Genomic DNA, 15711 nt, shown 5'->3' with positions numbered 1-15711 from the left:
TATTGCTTTTGGTTTGAAAGAACCTAAAGTGTTAAACGTGAAATTTTTTGAACTATTTTAAGTTTAATTCTCTCTTCAAAAACGATGCCGTATAACTTTTTTTATCCTTACACACTTGTTCCGGTGTTCCTTTGGCCACTAATTGCCCTCCGGATTTTCCTCCTTCATACCCTATATCTATAATGTAATCTACCATTTTGATCACATCCATATTGTGTTCAATGACCAAAACCGTATTTCCTTTGTCCGCCAATTTGTTCAAAACTTCCATTAAAACCCGAATATCTTCAAAGTGTAGCCCCGTGGTAGGTTCGTCCAAAATATAAAAAGTGTTGCCCGTATCCCTTTTAGACAGTTCCGTGGCCAATTTTATCCGCTGTGCCTCACCTCCCGAAAGGGTCGTTGATTGTTGCCCCAGAGAAATATAGCCCAGCCCCACATCCTGGATGGTCTTTAGCTTCCGATATATTTTGGGAATAAATTCAAAAAATGCTACGGCTTCGTTTATAGTCATTTCCAATACATCCGAAATGGATTTTCCCTTGTACCGTATTTCCAACGTTTCCCTATTGAAACGTTTTCCGTTACAGGTTTCGCATTCTACATACACATCGGGCAGAAAATTCATTTCAATAACACGCAATCCTCCACCCTGGCAGGTTTCACATCGGCCGCCTTTTACGTTAAAACTAAACCTACCGGGTTTATACCCTCTAATAGCTGCTTCCGGTGTTTTGGTGAATAAGGCGCGTATTTCACTAAAGACACCCGTGTATGTTGCCGGGTTGGAACGTGGAGTTCTTCCAATGGGAGATTGGTTAATATCGATTACCTTATCTGCATGTTCCAACCCCTTTATTTTTTTATAGGGCATCGGTTTTTTCACACCGTTAAAATAATGGGCGTTCATAATAGGGTAGAGGGTCTCATTGATCAGGGTGGATTTACCGCTCCCGGATACCCCCGTAACCCCGATCATTTTTCCCAATGGAAACTCGACCGTAATATTCTTTAGATTGTTTCCTGTACAACCGGAAAGTACAATGCTCTTACCATTGCCTTTTCTTCGCTTTTTTGGTACCGCTATTTCCCTGGCCCCGGTAATATAATCCGCTGTAAGGGTATGATGATCTTTAAGTTCTTTGGGAGAACCTTCGGAAATAATTTCCCCTCCATGACGGCCCGCCTTTGGGCCAATATCGATAACATGGTCCGCCCGTTCTATCATATCCCTGTCGTGTTCTACTACGATGACAGAGTTTCCAATATCCCGTAATGATTCCAAGGATTTTATGAGTCTGGTATTATCCCTTTGATGCAATCCAATACTGGGTTCGTCCAAAATATAAAGTACGCCCACCAATTGGGAACCTATTTGTGTTGCCAGCCGTATGCGCTGCGCTTCGCCACCCGACAGGGATTTGGAGCTTCTGTTCAAGGAAAGGTAATCCAATCCAACATCTAAAAGAAACTTGACCCTTGTTCGTATTTCTTTAATGATCTCTTCGCCTATTTTTAATTGATTGCCACTCAATCGCTTTTCGAGCTTTTCAAAAAATTCGGCCAATTCCGCAATATCCAAATCGGCCAGATTCGCAATATTCCTATCCGCAATTTTAAAATACAGGGATTCTTTTTTTAGGCGAGCACCTTCACAGGTCGGGCAAAGAATTTTATCCATATAATCCTTGGCCCACCTTTTAATGGAAGTAGATTCCGCGTTCCCATATTGGTTTTTAATAAAATTCGCGATCCCTTCGTAATCAATTTTGTAATTGCGTTTGATTCCCAAGGATTTGGAATCTACCTCAAAACTTTCCTTTCCTCCATGCAAAAGTACCTGCATGGCTTCATCTGGGATGGCCGTTATGGCATCTGTCAACTCAAAATCATAACGTTGTGCAATAGTTTCGATCTGTTTGAAAGCCCAGGATTTTTTATATTCTCCCAAAGGCGCTATCCCTCCGTTTTTTATGGATAGTTTTTTATCGGGGAAAATCTTTTGTTCGTTAACCTCGTACACATGCCCCAATCCGTTACAATGGGAACACATGCCTTTTGGGGAATTGAACGAAAAGGTATTGGGTTCCGGAGTGGGATAGGAAATCCCCGTGGATGGGCACATTAAATCCCTGCTAAAATATCTGGGTTCTGCCGAACCTTCCTCTAAAACCATGAGTACGTTGTTACCGCTATACATGGCCGTATTAATGGTTTCGGCCAAGCGTTTATGAAGGTCCTCGTTTTCAACGATCTTAAGGCGATCGATTACAATTTCTATATCGTGGGTCTTATAGCGGTCCACTTTCATTCCCTTTGCGATATCCGTAACTTCCCCATCTACCCGGACCTTGACAAAACCTTGTTTTCCAATTTGCTCAAAGAGTTCCCTGTAATGTCCTTTTCTGGATTTGATGATGGGTGCTAAGACATTTATTTTTTTGTTCCGATAGGAATCAATGATCAGGTTTTTGATTTGCTCATCGCTATAGCTCACCATTTTTTCCCCGGTATTATAACTGTGCGCATCTGCAACCCGGGCGAAAAGAAGCCTTAGAAAATCATATATTTCCGTTATGGTGCCAACGGTAGATCTGGGGGATTTGGAAGTGGTTTTTTGCTCAATGGCGATTACGGGGGAAAGACCGTCTATTTTATCGACATCGGGCCGTTCCAGTCCTCCCAAAAATTGGCGGGCATAGGCGGAAAAGGTTTCAATATATCGGCGTTGCCCTTCGGCATAGATCGTATCAAAGGCCAGGGAGGATTTTCCACTGCCGGAGAGTCCTGTAATTACGACCAGTTTTTCCCTTGGAATGGTAACATCAATATTTTTTAGGTTATGGACACGTGCTCCTTTAACCTCAATATTTTCTTCGTAATTGATCATGTGGTCATAGCAAAGTTGCAAAAATACGACTTTGAGGGCTAACTAAGAATCGGGATTAGTTTATGGATTTGTAATAACGCCCTAAAATTGGATGGAACGTTTAATCTCAATGCTCTCTTTTCAAATAAGACCTTGGCTATTTTGTACAGAAGCAAAAAACCCAAGATCAAAATCCTGGGTTTTTGTTTGTAGCGAGAGAGGGACTTGAACCCTCGGCCTCCGGGTTATGAATCCGACGCTCTAACCAGCTGAGCTACCTCGCCATAATGTATGTTTCGTCTTAAATCCTAACCTTTGGACTTATACTCAATTATAATTACCTAACTTGTGGTAACTATGCCCATCCATAGCGGATTTTAAAACGGCTGCAAATATAAAGTTTAATTTTCTGTCCGTCAACAATAGCTTCTTAAAAATAATAACGGGCTTTTATTTTTTTATCATTTAGAAATATATATATTGTCCGGCATAAAGCTTCATGTATGGACGACAAGATAAAATTTGAAATAGAGTTTGTAATACAATCTTCACCACAACTGTTATATCAGTATTTGGCAACCCCGTCTGGACTGTCCGAATGGTTTGCGGATAATGTAAATTCAAGAGGGGAGAAGTTTTTGTTTATATGGGACGGTACGGAAGAAGAGGCCAAAATGCTCAAAAAGAAAACGGATGAGTTTGTTCGGTTCACATGGGTCGAAAATGAGGACGATTCTTATTTTGAAATGAAAATTATCGTGGATGAAATAACAAAGGACGTTTCCTTGTTCATTACGGACTTTGCCGAGGAGGATGAAATGGACGAGGCAAAAATGCTCTGGGAAAATCAGGTGTCCGACCTGAAACAAGTATTGGGATCAAAATAAAATAACGGTATTTGCAGTATCTTTGGGCCTTAATTTTTTAAGGCTTTTTTTATGGTCAATTATAATGGTAAGCTGGTTCCCAAAGGGTCTAAATACTTAAATCAGGACAATAGGGGACTTAAATATGGGGATTCTCTTTTTGAAGCCATACGGGTAGTTAATGGACACGTCTATTTTTTAGAGGACCATTATTTAAGGCTTATGGCCGCTATGCGTATTCTCCGTATGGAAATCCCCATGCATTTTACCATGGAGTTCTTTAAGGGGGAAATTAACAAGACCATTACTGAAAACACGGCCCCAAGTAATGCTTTTAGGGTTCGTTTTACGGTGTTTAGAAACGATGGTGGCCTATATGAACCAAATACAAATACCATTTCATATATTATAGAGTTGGCGCCATTAGAACATCAATTTTATACATTATCCGAAAATGCCTATGAAGTGGAACTCTATAAGGATTTTTATGTGAACAATGACATGCTGTCCAATTTGAAGACCAATAATCGCATAATCAATGTAGTGGGCAGTATCTTCTCCAGGGAAAACGGTTACGATAATTGCTTGCTTTTAAATCGAGAAAAACAAGTGGTGGAGGCTCTTAACGGGAACATCTTTTTAGTTTCGGGAACCACTATAAAGACCCCACCATTAAAAGACGGGTGTCTTGACGGAATTCTCAGAAAGAAATTGATGGGTGTATTGGACAGGCTTGATGCTTATGAATGTATTGAGGCAAGTATTTCTCCTTTTGAACTTCAAAAGGCCGATGAGCTTTTTATAACCAATACCATTAGCGGCATTATTCCCGTAACTAAATACAGAAAAAAGGATTTTAGTACAAAAGTAAGTGCGGAACTGATCGGGAAATTAAATGCCGCGGCAAGAATTGCGGTCTAATGGAATTTAGTTAAGACCGGGATTTTCTGGTGCATTGGACCACAATAGGTAATCACCGCCCAGTTCGACCATTTTTTCCTTCCAAATGGCGACCGATGATTTTTTTATGATCCGGCTCTCGTATTTATTCTTGACCACGATCCAAGACTTGGAAGATAATTCCTGATCCAATTGCAAAGAGGACCAACCTGAGTATCCCAAAAAGAAACGGATATCGTCTTCGGAAATAATTTTTTTATTGATAAGTGCCACGGTTTTGTCAAAATTACCGCCCCAGTATATTCCATCCGAAATTTCGATACTATTATCGATTAGGTGGGGAACCTTATGGATAAAATAGAGATTATCCTGTTCTACGGGCCCACCATTATAGACCTGGAAAGGAATCAGGATTTCTGTGACAAGATCGTTGATCTGGTATTCCAAAGGTTTGTTCAATATAAACCCTACGGAACCTTCTTCATTGTGTTCGGCCAATAATACTACGGACCTGTTGAAGGAAACATCACCTGTTAAAGAGGGTTCTGCAATCAATAGCGTCCCTTTTTTGGGTTTTAGTTTAACCATTGGTTCTTGGGCTTATATGCTCTAAAATAAGACAATTCCTATAAAAAGCAAAAATCAGGGAATAAAAAAAGCGCTTAAGAAAGCGCTTTTAAAATACTTTGACTGTATGGATTAGTTTACCGCTTTGCCCAAATCGGCACCAGCTTTAAACTTAACCACGTTCTTAGCAGCAATTTGGATAGTTTTTCCAGTTGATGGATTTCTACCTTCCCTTGCATTTCTTTTAGAAACGGACCATGATCCGAAACCTACCAATGAAACACGGTTTCCGCCTTTGAGTGACTTTTCTACATTTCCTAAGAAAGATTCCAATGACTTTTTTGCGGCTGCTTTAGTGATGCCAGCGTCGGCTGCCATTGCATCGATCAATTCTGTTTTGTTCATAATGTGATTAAATTAATTGTTATTAATATAATTTTATACCTAGAACAAATTTATACGGATTTGCGGCCAACGCAAGTAAAATGCCGGGAAATCCCCTATTTTGTTGATAACTCAAGAGGTTTGTTGATAAAGTAAGTCTTTTTTTACGTTTCTCCCAGCCCAATAGGAATGGGGGCTTAGCCTACATAGGCATTTTTTGATAATTTAAGGCCATTGAGAACATCTTTGGTAAACATCCTTCTTTTTCCCTGAAGTTGTATCTCCAAGAGATTGATATATCCACCTTTTACCGCTACTTTTATTTCCGATTTATTAAAAACGAGTTGTCCTGTCCGAAGGCTATGGGATTCATTACTGATCTCTGCCCGATATATTTTCATGGTCAATTGCTCATCGCCATTATATAAGGTCGTCCATGCCGTAGGGTAAGGGCATAACCCCCTAATAAAGTCATAAATACGTACTTTGGACAAATTCCAATTGATCTTACAGGTATCCTTATGGATTTTATGAGCTGGTTTTAGGTCGATAGCATTGTTTTGAACGGTAGTTTCCAGATGTCCCGTTTTTATACGTTCTACCGTTTTTAATACGATATCCGCCCCTAAAAGCATAAGCTTGTTATGCAAAGTGCCTGCACTGTCTTCAGGGAGAATGGGTATTTCTTCTTGCAGGATCATAGCGCCCGTATCTATTTTATCATCGATAAAAAAGGTAGTGACGCCGGTTGTTTTTTCTCCGTTTATAATGGCCCAATTGATCGGTGCGGCCCCCCGGTATTCCGGTAGGAGGGAAGCATGAAGGTTAAATGTTCCGTATTCCGGCATTTGCCATACGATTTTGGGTAGCATCCTAAAGGCGACCACAATATGTAAATTGGCCTTTAGATCTTCCAATTCCTTGATAAAATCAGGATGCTTTAGATTGGTAGGCTGCAAAATGGGCAATTGTTGCTCAAGAGCATATTTTTTAACGGCGGACAAGTTCAATTTCCTACCTCTGCCGGCAGGTCTGTCCGGAGCCGTAATTACTCCAACAATGGTATGGCCATTTTCCAATAAAGCATCTAAAATGCCCACTGCAAAATCTGGAGTCCCCATAAATACTATTCGTAAATCGTTCATTTTTAAACTAATTGGTATTGGTTTTTTTGATTTATTTGAATTGTGCCTTCTTCCAACAGTTCCTTGACCGCCATTAAAATAGACTTTTCATCGTGTTCAAGATGCGCTATAAACCCTCTTGATGAGCAGGGTGCCGCTTGTAAAAATCGGCTTATCTCGATTTTTGCTTGTCGTATTGTTGCGCTATTATCCATATTTTGAATACAAACATCGCAAATACCACAGGCCAAAGTGCCTTCTTCCCCGAAATATTTTAATAATTGTTGGCTTCTACATTTTTTTACGTTAGTTACAAAACCCAACATTTGGGATACTTGCGTTTCCTTTATTTTATTTTGTTGCTTGACCCTGTGCGCAAAAGGATTGACCGTACGATCATCTTCCCTGGGTACAAGAAAAGTCAGTTCCAGATCATTATGCGCTTTTTTGTAAATGATAATCCCGTCCTTTGCCAATTGCTCAAGTATCTGGGTTACCCTATTTTCTGAAAGACCTAGTTTTTTGGAAAGCAAAAAGGTGTTGATGGTAGTCTCAAATTCAAAAACCCCGCCGTATGTTCTTAACAGGGTCTTGACCATAGTTTCTATGGGTTTATTTTTTTGTAAATAGTTTTTTATATTTTCCTTGTTCGTAACAAATTGAACACTTGATTTTTTAGAAAAAGATTCGGAAAGTGCAATGACCGAATTTCGATCCAAAATTTGCATTGTGTTATAGCTTATCAAAGGGTTTAACTTATAGGTAGAACAGAAAGCATTGAAATTCAATTGAAATTTTTCCCCATAACCTTCCCCATAAGCTATCTGAAAATAATTACAGAGCTTTTTATAGACCAATTTAATGAAAGTCACATCTGGAAGAACACTTAAAAATTGTTTTTTTACCTGTAACTCATCCGTTTCATTGGTTAACAGAATGGCTTCTGCAGGTTGTCCGTTTCTACCTGCCCTACCGGCCTCCTGATAATAATTCTCCAGGCTATCAGGTATTTGGTAATGGACTACCAATCCAACATCCGCTTTGTCTATCCCCATTCCAAAGGCGTTGGTAGCGACCATAATTTTCATTTCATTGTTTAGCCATTGGTTTAATCTGTTTTTTTTATCGATTTCAGAAATACCACCATGAAAAAAAGTAGCCGAAATCCTGTGGGTATTTAAATAGTTTGCCAATTCTTCCGATAATTTTCGGGTGCGGACATAGACGATACCGCTTGTCTTGATCCGAGTACAATATCGTTTTAATTGATACTTTTTATCTTCATGAACCTGAACTTTGAACGAAATATTCTGTCTTGAAAAAGAATCTTTAACGACCAAGGGTACGCGTAATTCCAGTGCATCAACAATATCATTGGAAACCTTGGCGGTCGCTGTGGCGGTCAATGCCATTATAGGAATATTGGGATGTAGTTGTCTAAGGGTATTGCATTCTAAATAAGCTGGCCTAAAATCATGTCCCCATTGGGAAATACAATGCGCTTCGTCCACAACAAAAAGATTTACCGGCATCTGTTCTATCCGTTGTTGCACCAATTCTTGCTTCAGCCGTTCCGGAGATAGGTATAAAAACTTGTAATTGCCGTAGATGCAATTGTCCAAAATGTGGTCGATTTCCTCAAATCGTAAGCTTCCCGTTAATCCTACGGCTTTAATTCCCAGTTTTTTAAGATTTTCTACCTGATCTTGAATAAGGGCTATTAAAGGGGAAACAACAATGCATATCCCTTCATTGAGCAATGACGGTACCTGAAAACATATAGATTTGCCCCCGCCTGTTGGTAAAAGCCCTAAAACATCTTTTCCATCAAGAACCGAATCGATTATGGTGGATTGGGAACCCTTAAATTTAGTGTGGCCCCAATAGTGTTGTAGAATGTTTATGGGGGTACTGCCGTTCATGAGCTTAATATTGCATTTTTTACAAAGTCTAGCCGTTCTTGAACCGTGCCCGTTGGAACTTCAACGGGGGTATAACCAAATAATCTATATTTAGATTCTAATATACGGTGTATGGCCATCGCTTCTTCATAATTCTCCAACCGTTCGTTATCCTTAACATAGATATCTTTCCAAGGAGGTAACATTAGTACCCTGTCATAACGGTTTCGTTTGCAGGGCTCTATGAAATCATTTTGATAGGGTTGCTTAAAATAATCCATATAAGCCAGTACATCCGGCATTCCCCGATCAAAAAAAACAACGGGCCGATCAAGGAGATTCGCTTCACGATAATGTTTCAACCGTTCTTTCAACAATTGTTTATTAAAGGTATAAGGGTCGTTTACAAAGGCCAGGGGATTGGTTGTCATCACTTCTTTATTCCCTCCTTTTTTTGCTTCTGAGGTCATACTCCGTATAACCTCATGGAAACAAAGGAAACCAGAATCTTCAAGTGATCGTACGAGTGATGTTTTTCCTGTTCCAGGCCCTCCGGTGACCACTATTTTTTTACCTTTCAAACTATCTGTTTATCCATACAAAAATAGCGAAACGGGGGTTATTAAAAAACTGGGGTTTTCCTCTTATCTTTGCATAAAAGTTGTATAATGGCGGAGCATAAATCCGAAGATTTTTATAAAAGGTTAAAAGAACAGCTTCTAGAGAGCACAACATGGCCTTCTGATTATTTATATAAATTTATAGTCCTTTCCGATGAGGAAAAAATAAAGCAGATCCATAGGATATTCGATAACACGGGTGCGGTCATAGCTTCCAAAAAATCAAAAAAAGGGAAATATACCAGTGTTTCCGTCACGGTAAACCTTGACGGTCCGGATGCCGTAATCCAGAAATATAAGGAAGTGGGGGCAATTAAAGGGGTTATATCCCTTTAAAATAGTATTTGACCCATAATTTTCTTAATTTGCAGCCGTTATAACAATATCTCTTCAACAATTTTTAAGTTAAATTTTTCCAATTTGGATTTAGTAGAAAACCTCGAATACAATACAGAGCGTCCGAAACTTATTATACCGGAATACGGGCGGCATTTTCAGAAAATGGTAGATCATGCGGTCAGTATAGAAGACCGTGATGAAAGAAATAAAGTGGCCCAATCCATTATAAGTGTTATGGGAAACATGCAGCCCCATTTAAGGGATGTACCGGATTTTCAACATAAACTGTGGGATCAAATGTTTATCATGTCCGATTTTAAATTGGATGTGGACTCTCCTTTTCCGATTACTTCAAAAGAGGTATTGCAAAAGCGTCCGGATCCCTTGGAATACCCCCAAAACCATCCAAAGTATCGTTTTTACGGAAACAATATAAAACGAATGATCGATGTTGCCGTGCAATGGGAAAAAGGGGATAAGCGTTCCGGCCTGGAGTATGCCATTGCCAACCATATGAAAAAATGTTATTTGAACTGGAACAAGGATGTAGTGGACGATAAGGCCATCTTTAACCATCTTTATGAATTGAGCGATGGTCAAATAGATTTAGCCTCCGATGGGGAGAACCTTACGGATAGCGGTCAGTTCCTGAAGAACAGGATATCCAAGTCCCAAAGATTCAATTCGGGCAAGAAAAATCAAAGAAACAATAACCGCGGCAAGAAACGCTATTAAACTTCCACCACTATAAATGGGAACATTTAGGATAGAGGGAGGACACCGATTATCCGGTGAGATTACCCCGCAAGGTGCTAAAAATGAAGCCTTACAAATTCTTTGTGCCGTATTGTTAACGAGCGAAGAGGTTACCATAAACAACATTCCCGATATTGTGGATGTAAATAAACTAATTTCCCTGTTAGAGAATTTAGGCGTTACGATCCACAAGAAAAAAAAAGGTTCCTATGTTTTTAAGGCAGATGATGTAAATCTTGAATATTTACAATCTGATCAGTTTAAACAGGATGGCAGAGGATTAAGAGGTTCTATAATGTTGGTAGGCCCGTTATTGGCTCGTTTTGGCAAGGGGTATATCCCCAAACCGGGAGGTGATAAGATTGGCAGAAGGCGTTTGGATACTCATTTTGAGGGATTCATTAAGCTTGGAGCCAAATTTCGTTACAACAAAGAGGAATATTTTTATGGTGTGGAAGCCAAGTCGTTAAAAGGTACTTACATGCTTTTGGATGAGGCATCGGTAACCGGAACCGCTAATATTGTAATGGCGGCAGTTTTGGCCGAAGGTCAAACCACCATTTACAATGCCGCATGTGAACCCTATTTACAACAGTTGTGTAAAATGTTGAATAGGATGGGCGCAAAAATTTCCGGTATCGGTTCCAATCTATTGGTCATAGACGGTGTACGGGAATTGGGTGGCACGGAACATACCATGCTTCCCGATATGATCGAAATAGGAAGCTGGATCGGGCTTGCGGCCATGACCAAGAGCGAGCTTACCATAAAAGATGTAAGTTGGGACGATTTAGGTCAAATACCTTCCGTTTTTAGAAAATTGGGTATCCAATTGGAACAAAAAGGAGATGACATCTATATTCCCAGACACGAAAACGGATATGAAATACAGAATTATATCGATGGTTCTATTTTGACCATAGCCGATGCGCCTTGGCCTGGACTTACCCCGGATTTATTGAGTATTATTCTGGTAATCTCCACACAGGCCAGGGGAGAGGTGATCATTCATCAAAAAATGTTCGAAAGCCGATTGTTCTTTGTGGATAAGTTACTGGATATGGGGGCAAAGATCATACTATGCGACCCGCACAGGGCAGCTGTTATGGGACACGATTTTAAATCGACCTTAAAAGCGACCACAATGACTTCACCGGATATTCGGGCAGGGGTTTCCTTATTGATCGCTGCACTTTCCGCAAAAGGAACATCTACGATACATAATATAGAACAGATCGATCGGGGATATGAAAACATTGACGAACGTTTGCGTGCCATTGGTGCAAGAATAGTCCGTGTTTAAATACTATTATCGAATTTTAGATAAAAAACAATATCAAAAAATTGGTGGAAAGTTTTAGAACCTATTTTTCGATTAAGGTTCCATCCGGGTATTTTGCGAATCGCCCTTTTTTCTTACTATGTACATTGTCCGGATGAGGCCAAGGCCAACCTCCAAATTGGGTAAGTCGGTATTCTTGCATGGCCTGCTGTATTTCCTCATCTGAATTCATAACGAATGGTCCATATTTGGCCACAGGTTCCGAGATAGGTTTTCCCTGAAGCAATAGAAGTTGTGCTTTTTGGGTACCTGCTCTAACAACAATTTCCTGGGCCGGATTTAAAGTGATACCATAATTTGGCAGAATCTTCTCATCGCCTATATAGATTTCGGCACCTTCGTAAAAATATAGTGTACGGGATACATCTGTATCCGCTTTTGGAAGGGCGTATTCTTTTTCGGCATCTACGTGAATGTTCCAAATGGCCACATCATTTTCTAAATTGGACGCCCATGAATCCGGAGCGGGGTCGTTGGCCTGATTACCACGATAATTACCCGCAATTATTTTTATAGTTGCATTTTTTTCATGAACTATAGGAATATCTTCATGCCAGAGCATTTTAAAATGCGGTTCCGCAAATTTGTCCTTTTGGGGAAGATTAAGCCATATTTGGAAAAGCTCCAGTGTATTCTCGGTACCCTCGTTCAACAACGGGAACATTTCGGAATGTTGAACACCTTTACCAGCCGTCATCCATTGTACATCACCTTCTCCGAAACGTCCGGCGGCACCCAAAGAATCTGAATGGTCACAATATCCTTTATTAACAATGGTAATGGTTTCAAATCCGCGGTGCGGGTGCGCTGGAAAACCGGGAATGGTCCTGCCGTGGTACATGCGCCAACCATCTTTTATGGTAAAATCATTGCCCAGATTTCTTCCTTCTAAAGAGGTAGCCGGACCCATTTCACTATTTCCTTTTGGGTAATGATCCAGATGGTAAACACAAAACAAAAATGGATCTTGTGTCTGCCACGGAAAACCCAGGGGAAAAACCTGTATAATCGGATTGCTCATTTTTATTATTGTTTACACACCGTGATTTCTATAGTTAACGGAGTTTTAAATGGAACACTATAAGATTTTTAGTCGTGTTTGGCGGTATTTATTTCGATCCAATACTCATCGGGGTCTTGAATATAGATTTGTTTAACCCCATCTGAACGCAGTCTTACGGTATTTGCCTTGCCTTCCCAATCTGAGAAGGGGATATTGTTTGCCCTTAAATGGCTGATAATTCCATCCAAATCCTGCGTTGCCAAGCATAAGTGCATGGATTTGTTCTTCTCGAAAGGGGTAAATTCCTTTTGAATAAGATGAATCTGGGAATTACCCGAAACTACAAACCATCTAAAACCCGGTTTCCGATCGGGATGGGGAATCTCTTTTAATTTTAAAATATTCTTATAAAAATCGGCGCTTTTATCAACATCATCCACAACTATGGCAAAATGATCAAATTGAAAATCAAAAGATTGTGCTGAAAGTATTCCAGAATGTATAAGAATAATTATAATTAGGATTTTTCTCATGGGACTATTATTGCGTTAGGTTTGGTTCTAATTGGATATATTTTTTAACAAGCTCAAAAACGGATAAAAGATACTTCCAATACCGTTTTTTTAAGAAGCTCTAAAATAATGATTATTTTACTAATTATTGCTTGTGGGTAAAGGACAGATTCATTTATAGATTTGTCTTTTTCCCATTTTAAATGGATTCATTGCCATCCAGACCTTTTGTACGGAAAACCTATTTTTTTTCAGTAGAAATAGAAAATCCGGACATATACGGTAATTGATTTAACCGAAAACTTATTTAGGAGTTTATTAACAAGGCTGATAGAGCTTTATCTTTAAGTTTGTTACAACTTAAAAACAACATTATTATGAACAAAATAGTACTTTTTCTTTTGGCAATTGTGGCAACGCTTTCGTTAGAGGCGCAGATAAATACACCGGCACCTAGCCCGTCATCCAAATTAATACAGACGGTTGGATTAACAGAGATAACTTTGGATTATTCAAGACCTTCCATGAAAGGGAGAACCGTTTTTGGTGATTTGGTTCCTTATGGAAAGTTATGGAGAACCGGAGCGAACGCATACACTAAAATAAGTTTTGATACAGACGTTACTATTGCGGATCAGTCTGTTAAAGCGGGTACGTACTCAATTTTCACAAAACCTGGCGAATCCAATTGGGAAGTTTTTTTCTATACGGATACGCAGGGGGGCGGAACACCCAGAAATTGGGACGATGCTAAAGTAGTGGCAAAAACTACGGTTCCTGTCTACAACATGGAGTTTCCGGTAGAGACCTTTACCGTTTCTATAGATAATATAAAAAACACAGGGGCGAACATTGGCTTTATTTGGGAGAAGGTCTATGTAGCTGTTCCATTTGGTGTTCCTACCGATGCTTCGGTTATGAGAAACATTGAAAATGTACTGTCCGGACCAAGTGCAGGCGATTACTATGCCGCCGCCGTTTATTATGCAAATGAGGGAAAAGATATCAATAAAGCAAAGGAGTGGATGAATAAAGCCATGTCCATGATCGAAAAACCACGTTTTTGGCAGTTGAGACAACAATCGCTGATCTTGGCAAAAGCAGGGGATAAAAAGGGTGCGATTGCCACGGCAAAAAAATCATTGGCCGGGGCAAAGGAAGCCAAAAATGATGATTATATTAAAATGAACACGGATTCCCTTAAAGAATGGGGAGGTAAGTAATCAAAAATAAAATATATAAAAATCCGTAAACTACTTATTTAGTTTACGGGTTTTTACATTTTTAGAAAAGATATGGGCTTATTTATTTACGCAAGTGATTTCAATATTTGAAGGGATGAATTACCTCATTCCATAACGTGTACGCCATCATCAATTTTAAGGTGATAGACCTCTGCATCAATGCCGGTTTTGTCCTTATAATCCTTTACCATTCTTTCCAGATTCTCTTTTAACTTATCCGTTTTAATCAAATTAATGGTGCAGCCACCAAATCCTCCGCCCATCATTCTTGAGCCCATAACGCCTTCCAATCGCTGACCATTTTCGACCAAAAAATCCAATTCCTCTGTAGTAATTTCAAACTCTTTGGACATGGCCCAATGCCCTTCCAAAAGAATGTTCCCTGCGGTTTTGGCATCCCCCGAATTTAAGGATTCCATCATTTTTAGAACCCTGTTGTTTTCCTGAAGGACATAATGAGCTCGTTTATAATCAATGGGATCTACCTCTTTCTGAACGTTTTTCAGATCATCCAGTGTAACATCCCTTAAGGAACTTGTCCCAGGCCGTTTTTCGTTCACGGTATTTACAATGGCCTCGCAGGAACCTCTTCTTTTATTATATTCAGAGTCTACGGCAAGATTGTGCTTTATATTGGAATTGATCAATGCCCAACTGTAACCATCCAAATTTATTGGAATATATTTATGTGTCAAATCTTTACAATCCAGGAAAAGCGCATTGTTCCTTTTCCCGAAAAGAACCGCATATTGATCCATTAAACCACAATTTAATCCAATTCTATGTTCCGCCTTCTGTGCAATGAGCGCTATTTCCTCTTTGGGAATTTCCTTATCGCATACTTTTGAAAGGGCATGGAGATAACCACAGCAAAGCGCAGCAGAAGAGGAAAGTCCGGATCCAATGGGAATATCTCCTCCAAAAACACAATCAAAACCCTTTAAGGGGTATTTTTTTTCTATTAAAATCTCTATGATGGCCTTAAAATAATTGCCCCAGAAAGCTTCAAAAGCAGTCTGGCTTCCCTGTAGGTCAAAAGTGATTTTTTCCGGTGATGATATAAAAGTTTCAATATTGATCTTGTCCGTGTTGTTAGGCGAAACGGCAAAATATATGGCTTTTTCTATGGATGCAGGTAATACATATCCCAGATTATAATCCGTATGTTCTCCTATTAGGTTTATCCTTCCGGGAGATTTTACTATAAGTGGGTTTTTTGCGTAGTTGGTTTCAAAGTAGGTTTTTATTTTAGAAGCGATCATTAAAAAACAATTGGTTTAGTTG

Annotated in this window: 15 protein-coding genes and 1 tRNA gene; 6 read left to right on the top strand and 10 right to left on the bottom strand. The window is 39.5% G+C overall.

The annotated features are described in order from the left end of the window. Positions 1–52: 52 nt before the first annotated feature. Both uvrA and ACKWB9_RS05655 read right to left on the bottom strand, forming a co-directional pair. Positions 53–2890 carry an excinuclease ABC subunit UvrA gene (gene uvrA / locus ACKWB9_RS05660; protein WP_414002027.1) on the bottom strand — a complete coding sequence of 946 codons (2838 nt, stop codon included), beginning with the start codon at positions 2888–2890 and terminating at the stop codon, positions 53–55. A gap of 189 nt (positions 2891–3079) precedes the next feature. After that, positions 3080–3153, bottom strand: a tRNA-Met gene (locus ACKWB9_RS05655). A 219-nt stretch (positions 3154–3372) separates the two neighbouring features. Between ACKWB9_RS05655 and ACKWB9_RS05650 the strand changes: the two genes are divergently transcribed. Then, positions 3373–3756, top strand: a complete 384-nt coding sequence (locus ACKWB9_RS05650) for an START-like domain-containing protein (protein WP_414002026.1) — start codon at positions 3373–3375, stop codon at positions 3754–3756. Positions 3757–3807: 51 nt separating this feature from the next. Beyond that, on the top strand, positions 3808–4656 hold the full coding sequence (locus tag ACKWB9_RS05645) for an aminotransferase class IV (RefSeq protein WP_414002025.1): 849 nt from the start codon (positions 3808–3810) through the stop codon (positions 4654–4656). 6 nt (positions 4657–4662) lie between these two features. Here the strand turns inward: ACKWB9_RS05645 and ACKWB9_RS05640 are convergent, their stop codons facing one another. The 5 genes from ACKWB9_RS05640 to ACKWB9_RS05620 form a co-directional block, all read right to left on the bottom strand. Next, positions 4663–5223: a YqgE/AlgH family protein gene (locus tag ACKWB9_RS05640; protein ID WP_414002024.1), complete on the bottom strand. Its 561-nt coding sequence runs from the start codon at positions 5221–5223 to the stop codon at positions 4663–4665. 111 nt (positions 5224–5334) lie between these two features. Further along, positions 5335–5607, bottom strand: a complete 273-nt coding sequence (locus tag ACKWB9_RS05635) for an HU family DNA-binding protein (protein ID WP_414002023.1) — start codon at positions 5605–5607, stop codon at positions 5335–5337. Between the two features lie 176 nt (positions 5608–5783). After that, positions 5784–6731: a methionyl-tRNA formyltransferase gene (fmt, locus tag ACKWB9_RS05630; protein WP_414002022.1), complete on the bottom strand. Its 948-nt coding sequence runs from the start codon at positions 6729–6731 to the stop codon at positions 5784–5786. 2 nt (positions 6732–6733) lie between these two features. Next, on the bottom strand, positions 6734–8632 hold the full coding sequence (locus ACKWB9_RS05625) for a RecQ family ATP-dependent DNA helicase (protein WP_414002021.1): 1899 nt from the start codon (positions 8630–8632) through the stop codon (positions 6734–6736). Continuing rightward, entirely contained in the window at positions 8629–9192 is a 564-nt protein-coding gene (locus ACKWB9_RS05620; protein ID WP_414002020.1) for an AAA family ATPase, read from the bottom strand. Before ACKWB9_RS05620 ends, ACKWB9_RS05625 begins: the two co-directional genes overlap by 4 nt. An 87-nt stretch (positions 9193–9279) precedes the next feature. On the opposite strand from ACKWB9_RS05620, the gene ACKWB9_RS05615 reads away from it, so the two are divergent. The 3 genes from ACKWB9_RS05615 (at position 9280) to murA (ending at position 11629) form a co-directional block, all read left to right on the top strand. Beyond that, entirely contained in the window at positions 9280–9567 is a 288-nt protein-coding gene (locus ACKWB9_RS05615) for a DUF493 family protein (RefSeq protein ID WP_414002019.1), read from the top strand. Between the two features lie 84 nt (positions 9568–9651). After that, positions 9652–10305, top strand: a complete 654-nt coding sequence (locus ACKWB9_RS05610; RefSeq protein ID WP_414002018.1) for a DUF4290 domain-containing protein — start codon at positions 9652–9654, stop codon at positions 10303–10305. A gap of 16 nt (positions 10306–10321) precedes the next feature. After that, the gene (murA, locus tag ACKWB9_RS05605) at positions 10322–11629 is read left to right on the top strand and encodes a UDP-N-acetylglucosamine 1-carboxyvinyltransferase (RefSeq protein ID WP_414002017.1); all 1308 of its coding nucleotides are present in this window, start codon (positions 10322–10324) and stop codon (positions 11627–11629) included. Between the two features lie 61 nt (positions 11630–11690). Here murA and ACKWB9_RS05600 read toward each other — a convergent pair whose 3' ends face one another. Together ACKWB9_RS05600 and ACKWB9_RS05595 are read right to left on the bottom strand one after the other, a co-directional pair. Further along, positions 11691–12689, bottom strand: a complete 999-nt coding sequence (locus tag ACKWB9_RS05600) for a pirin family protein (RefSeq protein ID WP_414002016.1) — start codon at positions 12687–12689, stop codon at positions 11691–11693. 68 nt (positions 12690–12757) lie between these two features. Then, entirely contained in the window at positions 12758–13204 is a 447-nt protein-coding gene (locus ACKWB9_RS05595; RefSeq protein ID WP_414002015.1) for a VOC family protein, read from the bottom strand. 356 nt (positions 13205–13560) lie between these two features. Between ACKWB9_RS05595 and ACKWB9_RS05590 the strand changes: the two genes are divergently transcribed. Beyond that, positions 13561–14406 (top strand): DUF2911 domain-containing protein, encoded by an 846-nt coding sequence (locus tag ACKWB9_RS05590; protein ID WP_414002014.1) that lies wholly within the window; start codon positions 13561–13563, stop codon positions 14404–14406. A gap of 125 nt (positions 14407–14531) precedes the next feature. On the opposite strand, the gene galK is transcribed toward ACKWB9_RS05590, so the two are convergent. Next, a complete protein-coding gene (gene galK / locus ACKWB9_RS05585; RefSeq protein ID WP_414002013.1) occupies positions 14532–15689 on the bottom strand; it encodes a galactokinase in 1158 nt (385 codons plus the stop codon). Positions 15690–15711 lie beyond the last annotated feature (22 nt).

The organism is Maribacter spongiae (assembly GCF_047345125.1).
Taxonomy (GTDB): domain Bacteria; phylum Bacteroidota; class Bacteroidia; order Flavobacteriales; family Flavobacteriaceae; genus Maribacter.
The sequence above is the reverse complement of the archived record's forward strand: the minus strand, read 5'-3'. Positions and strand labels throughout refer to the sequence as shown.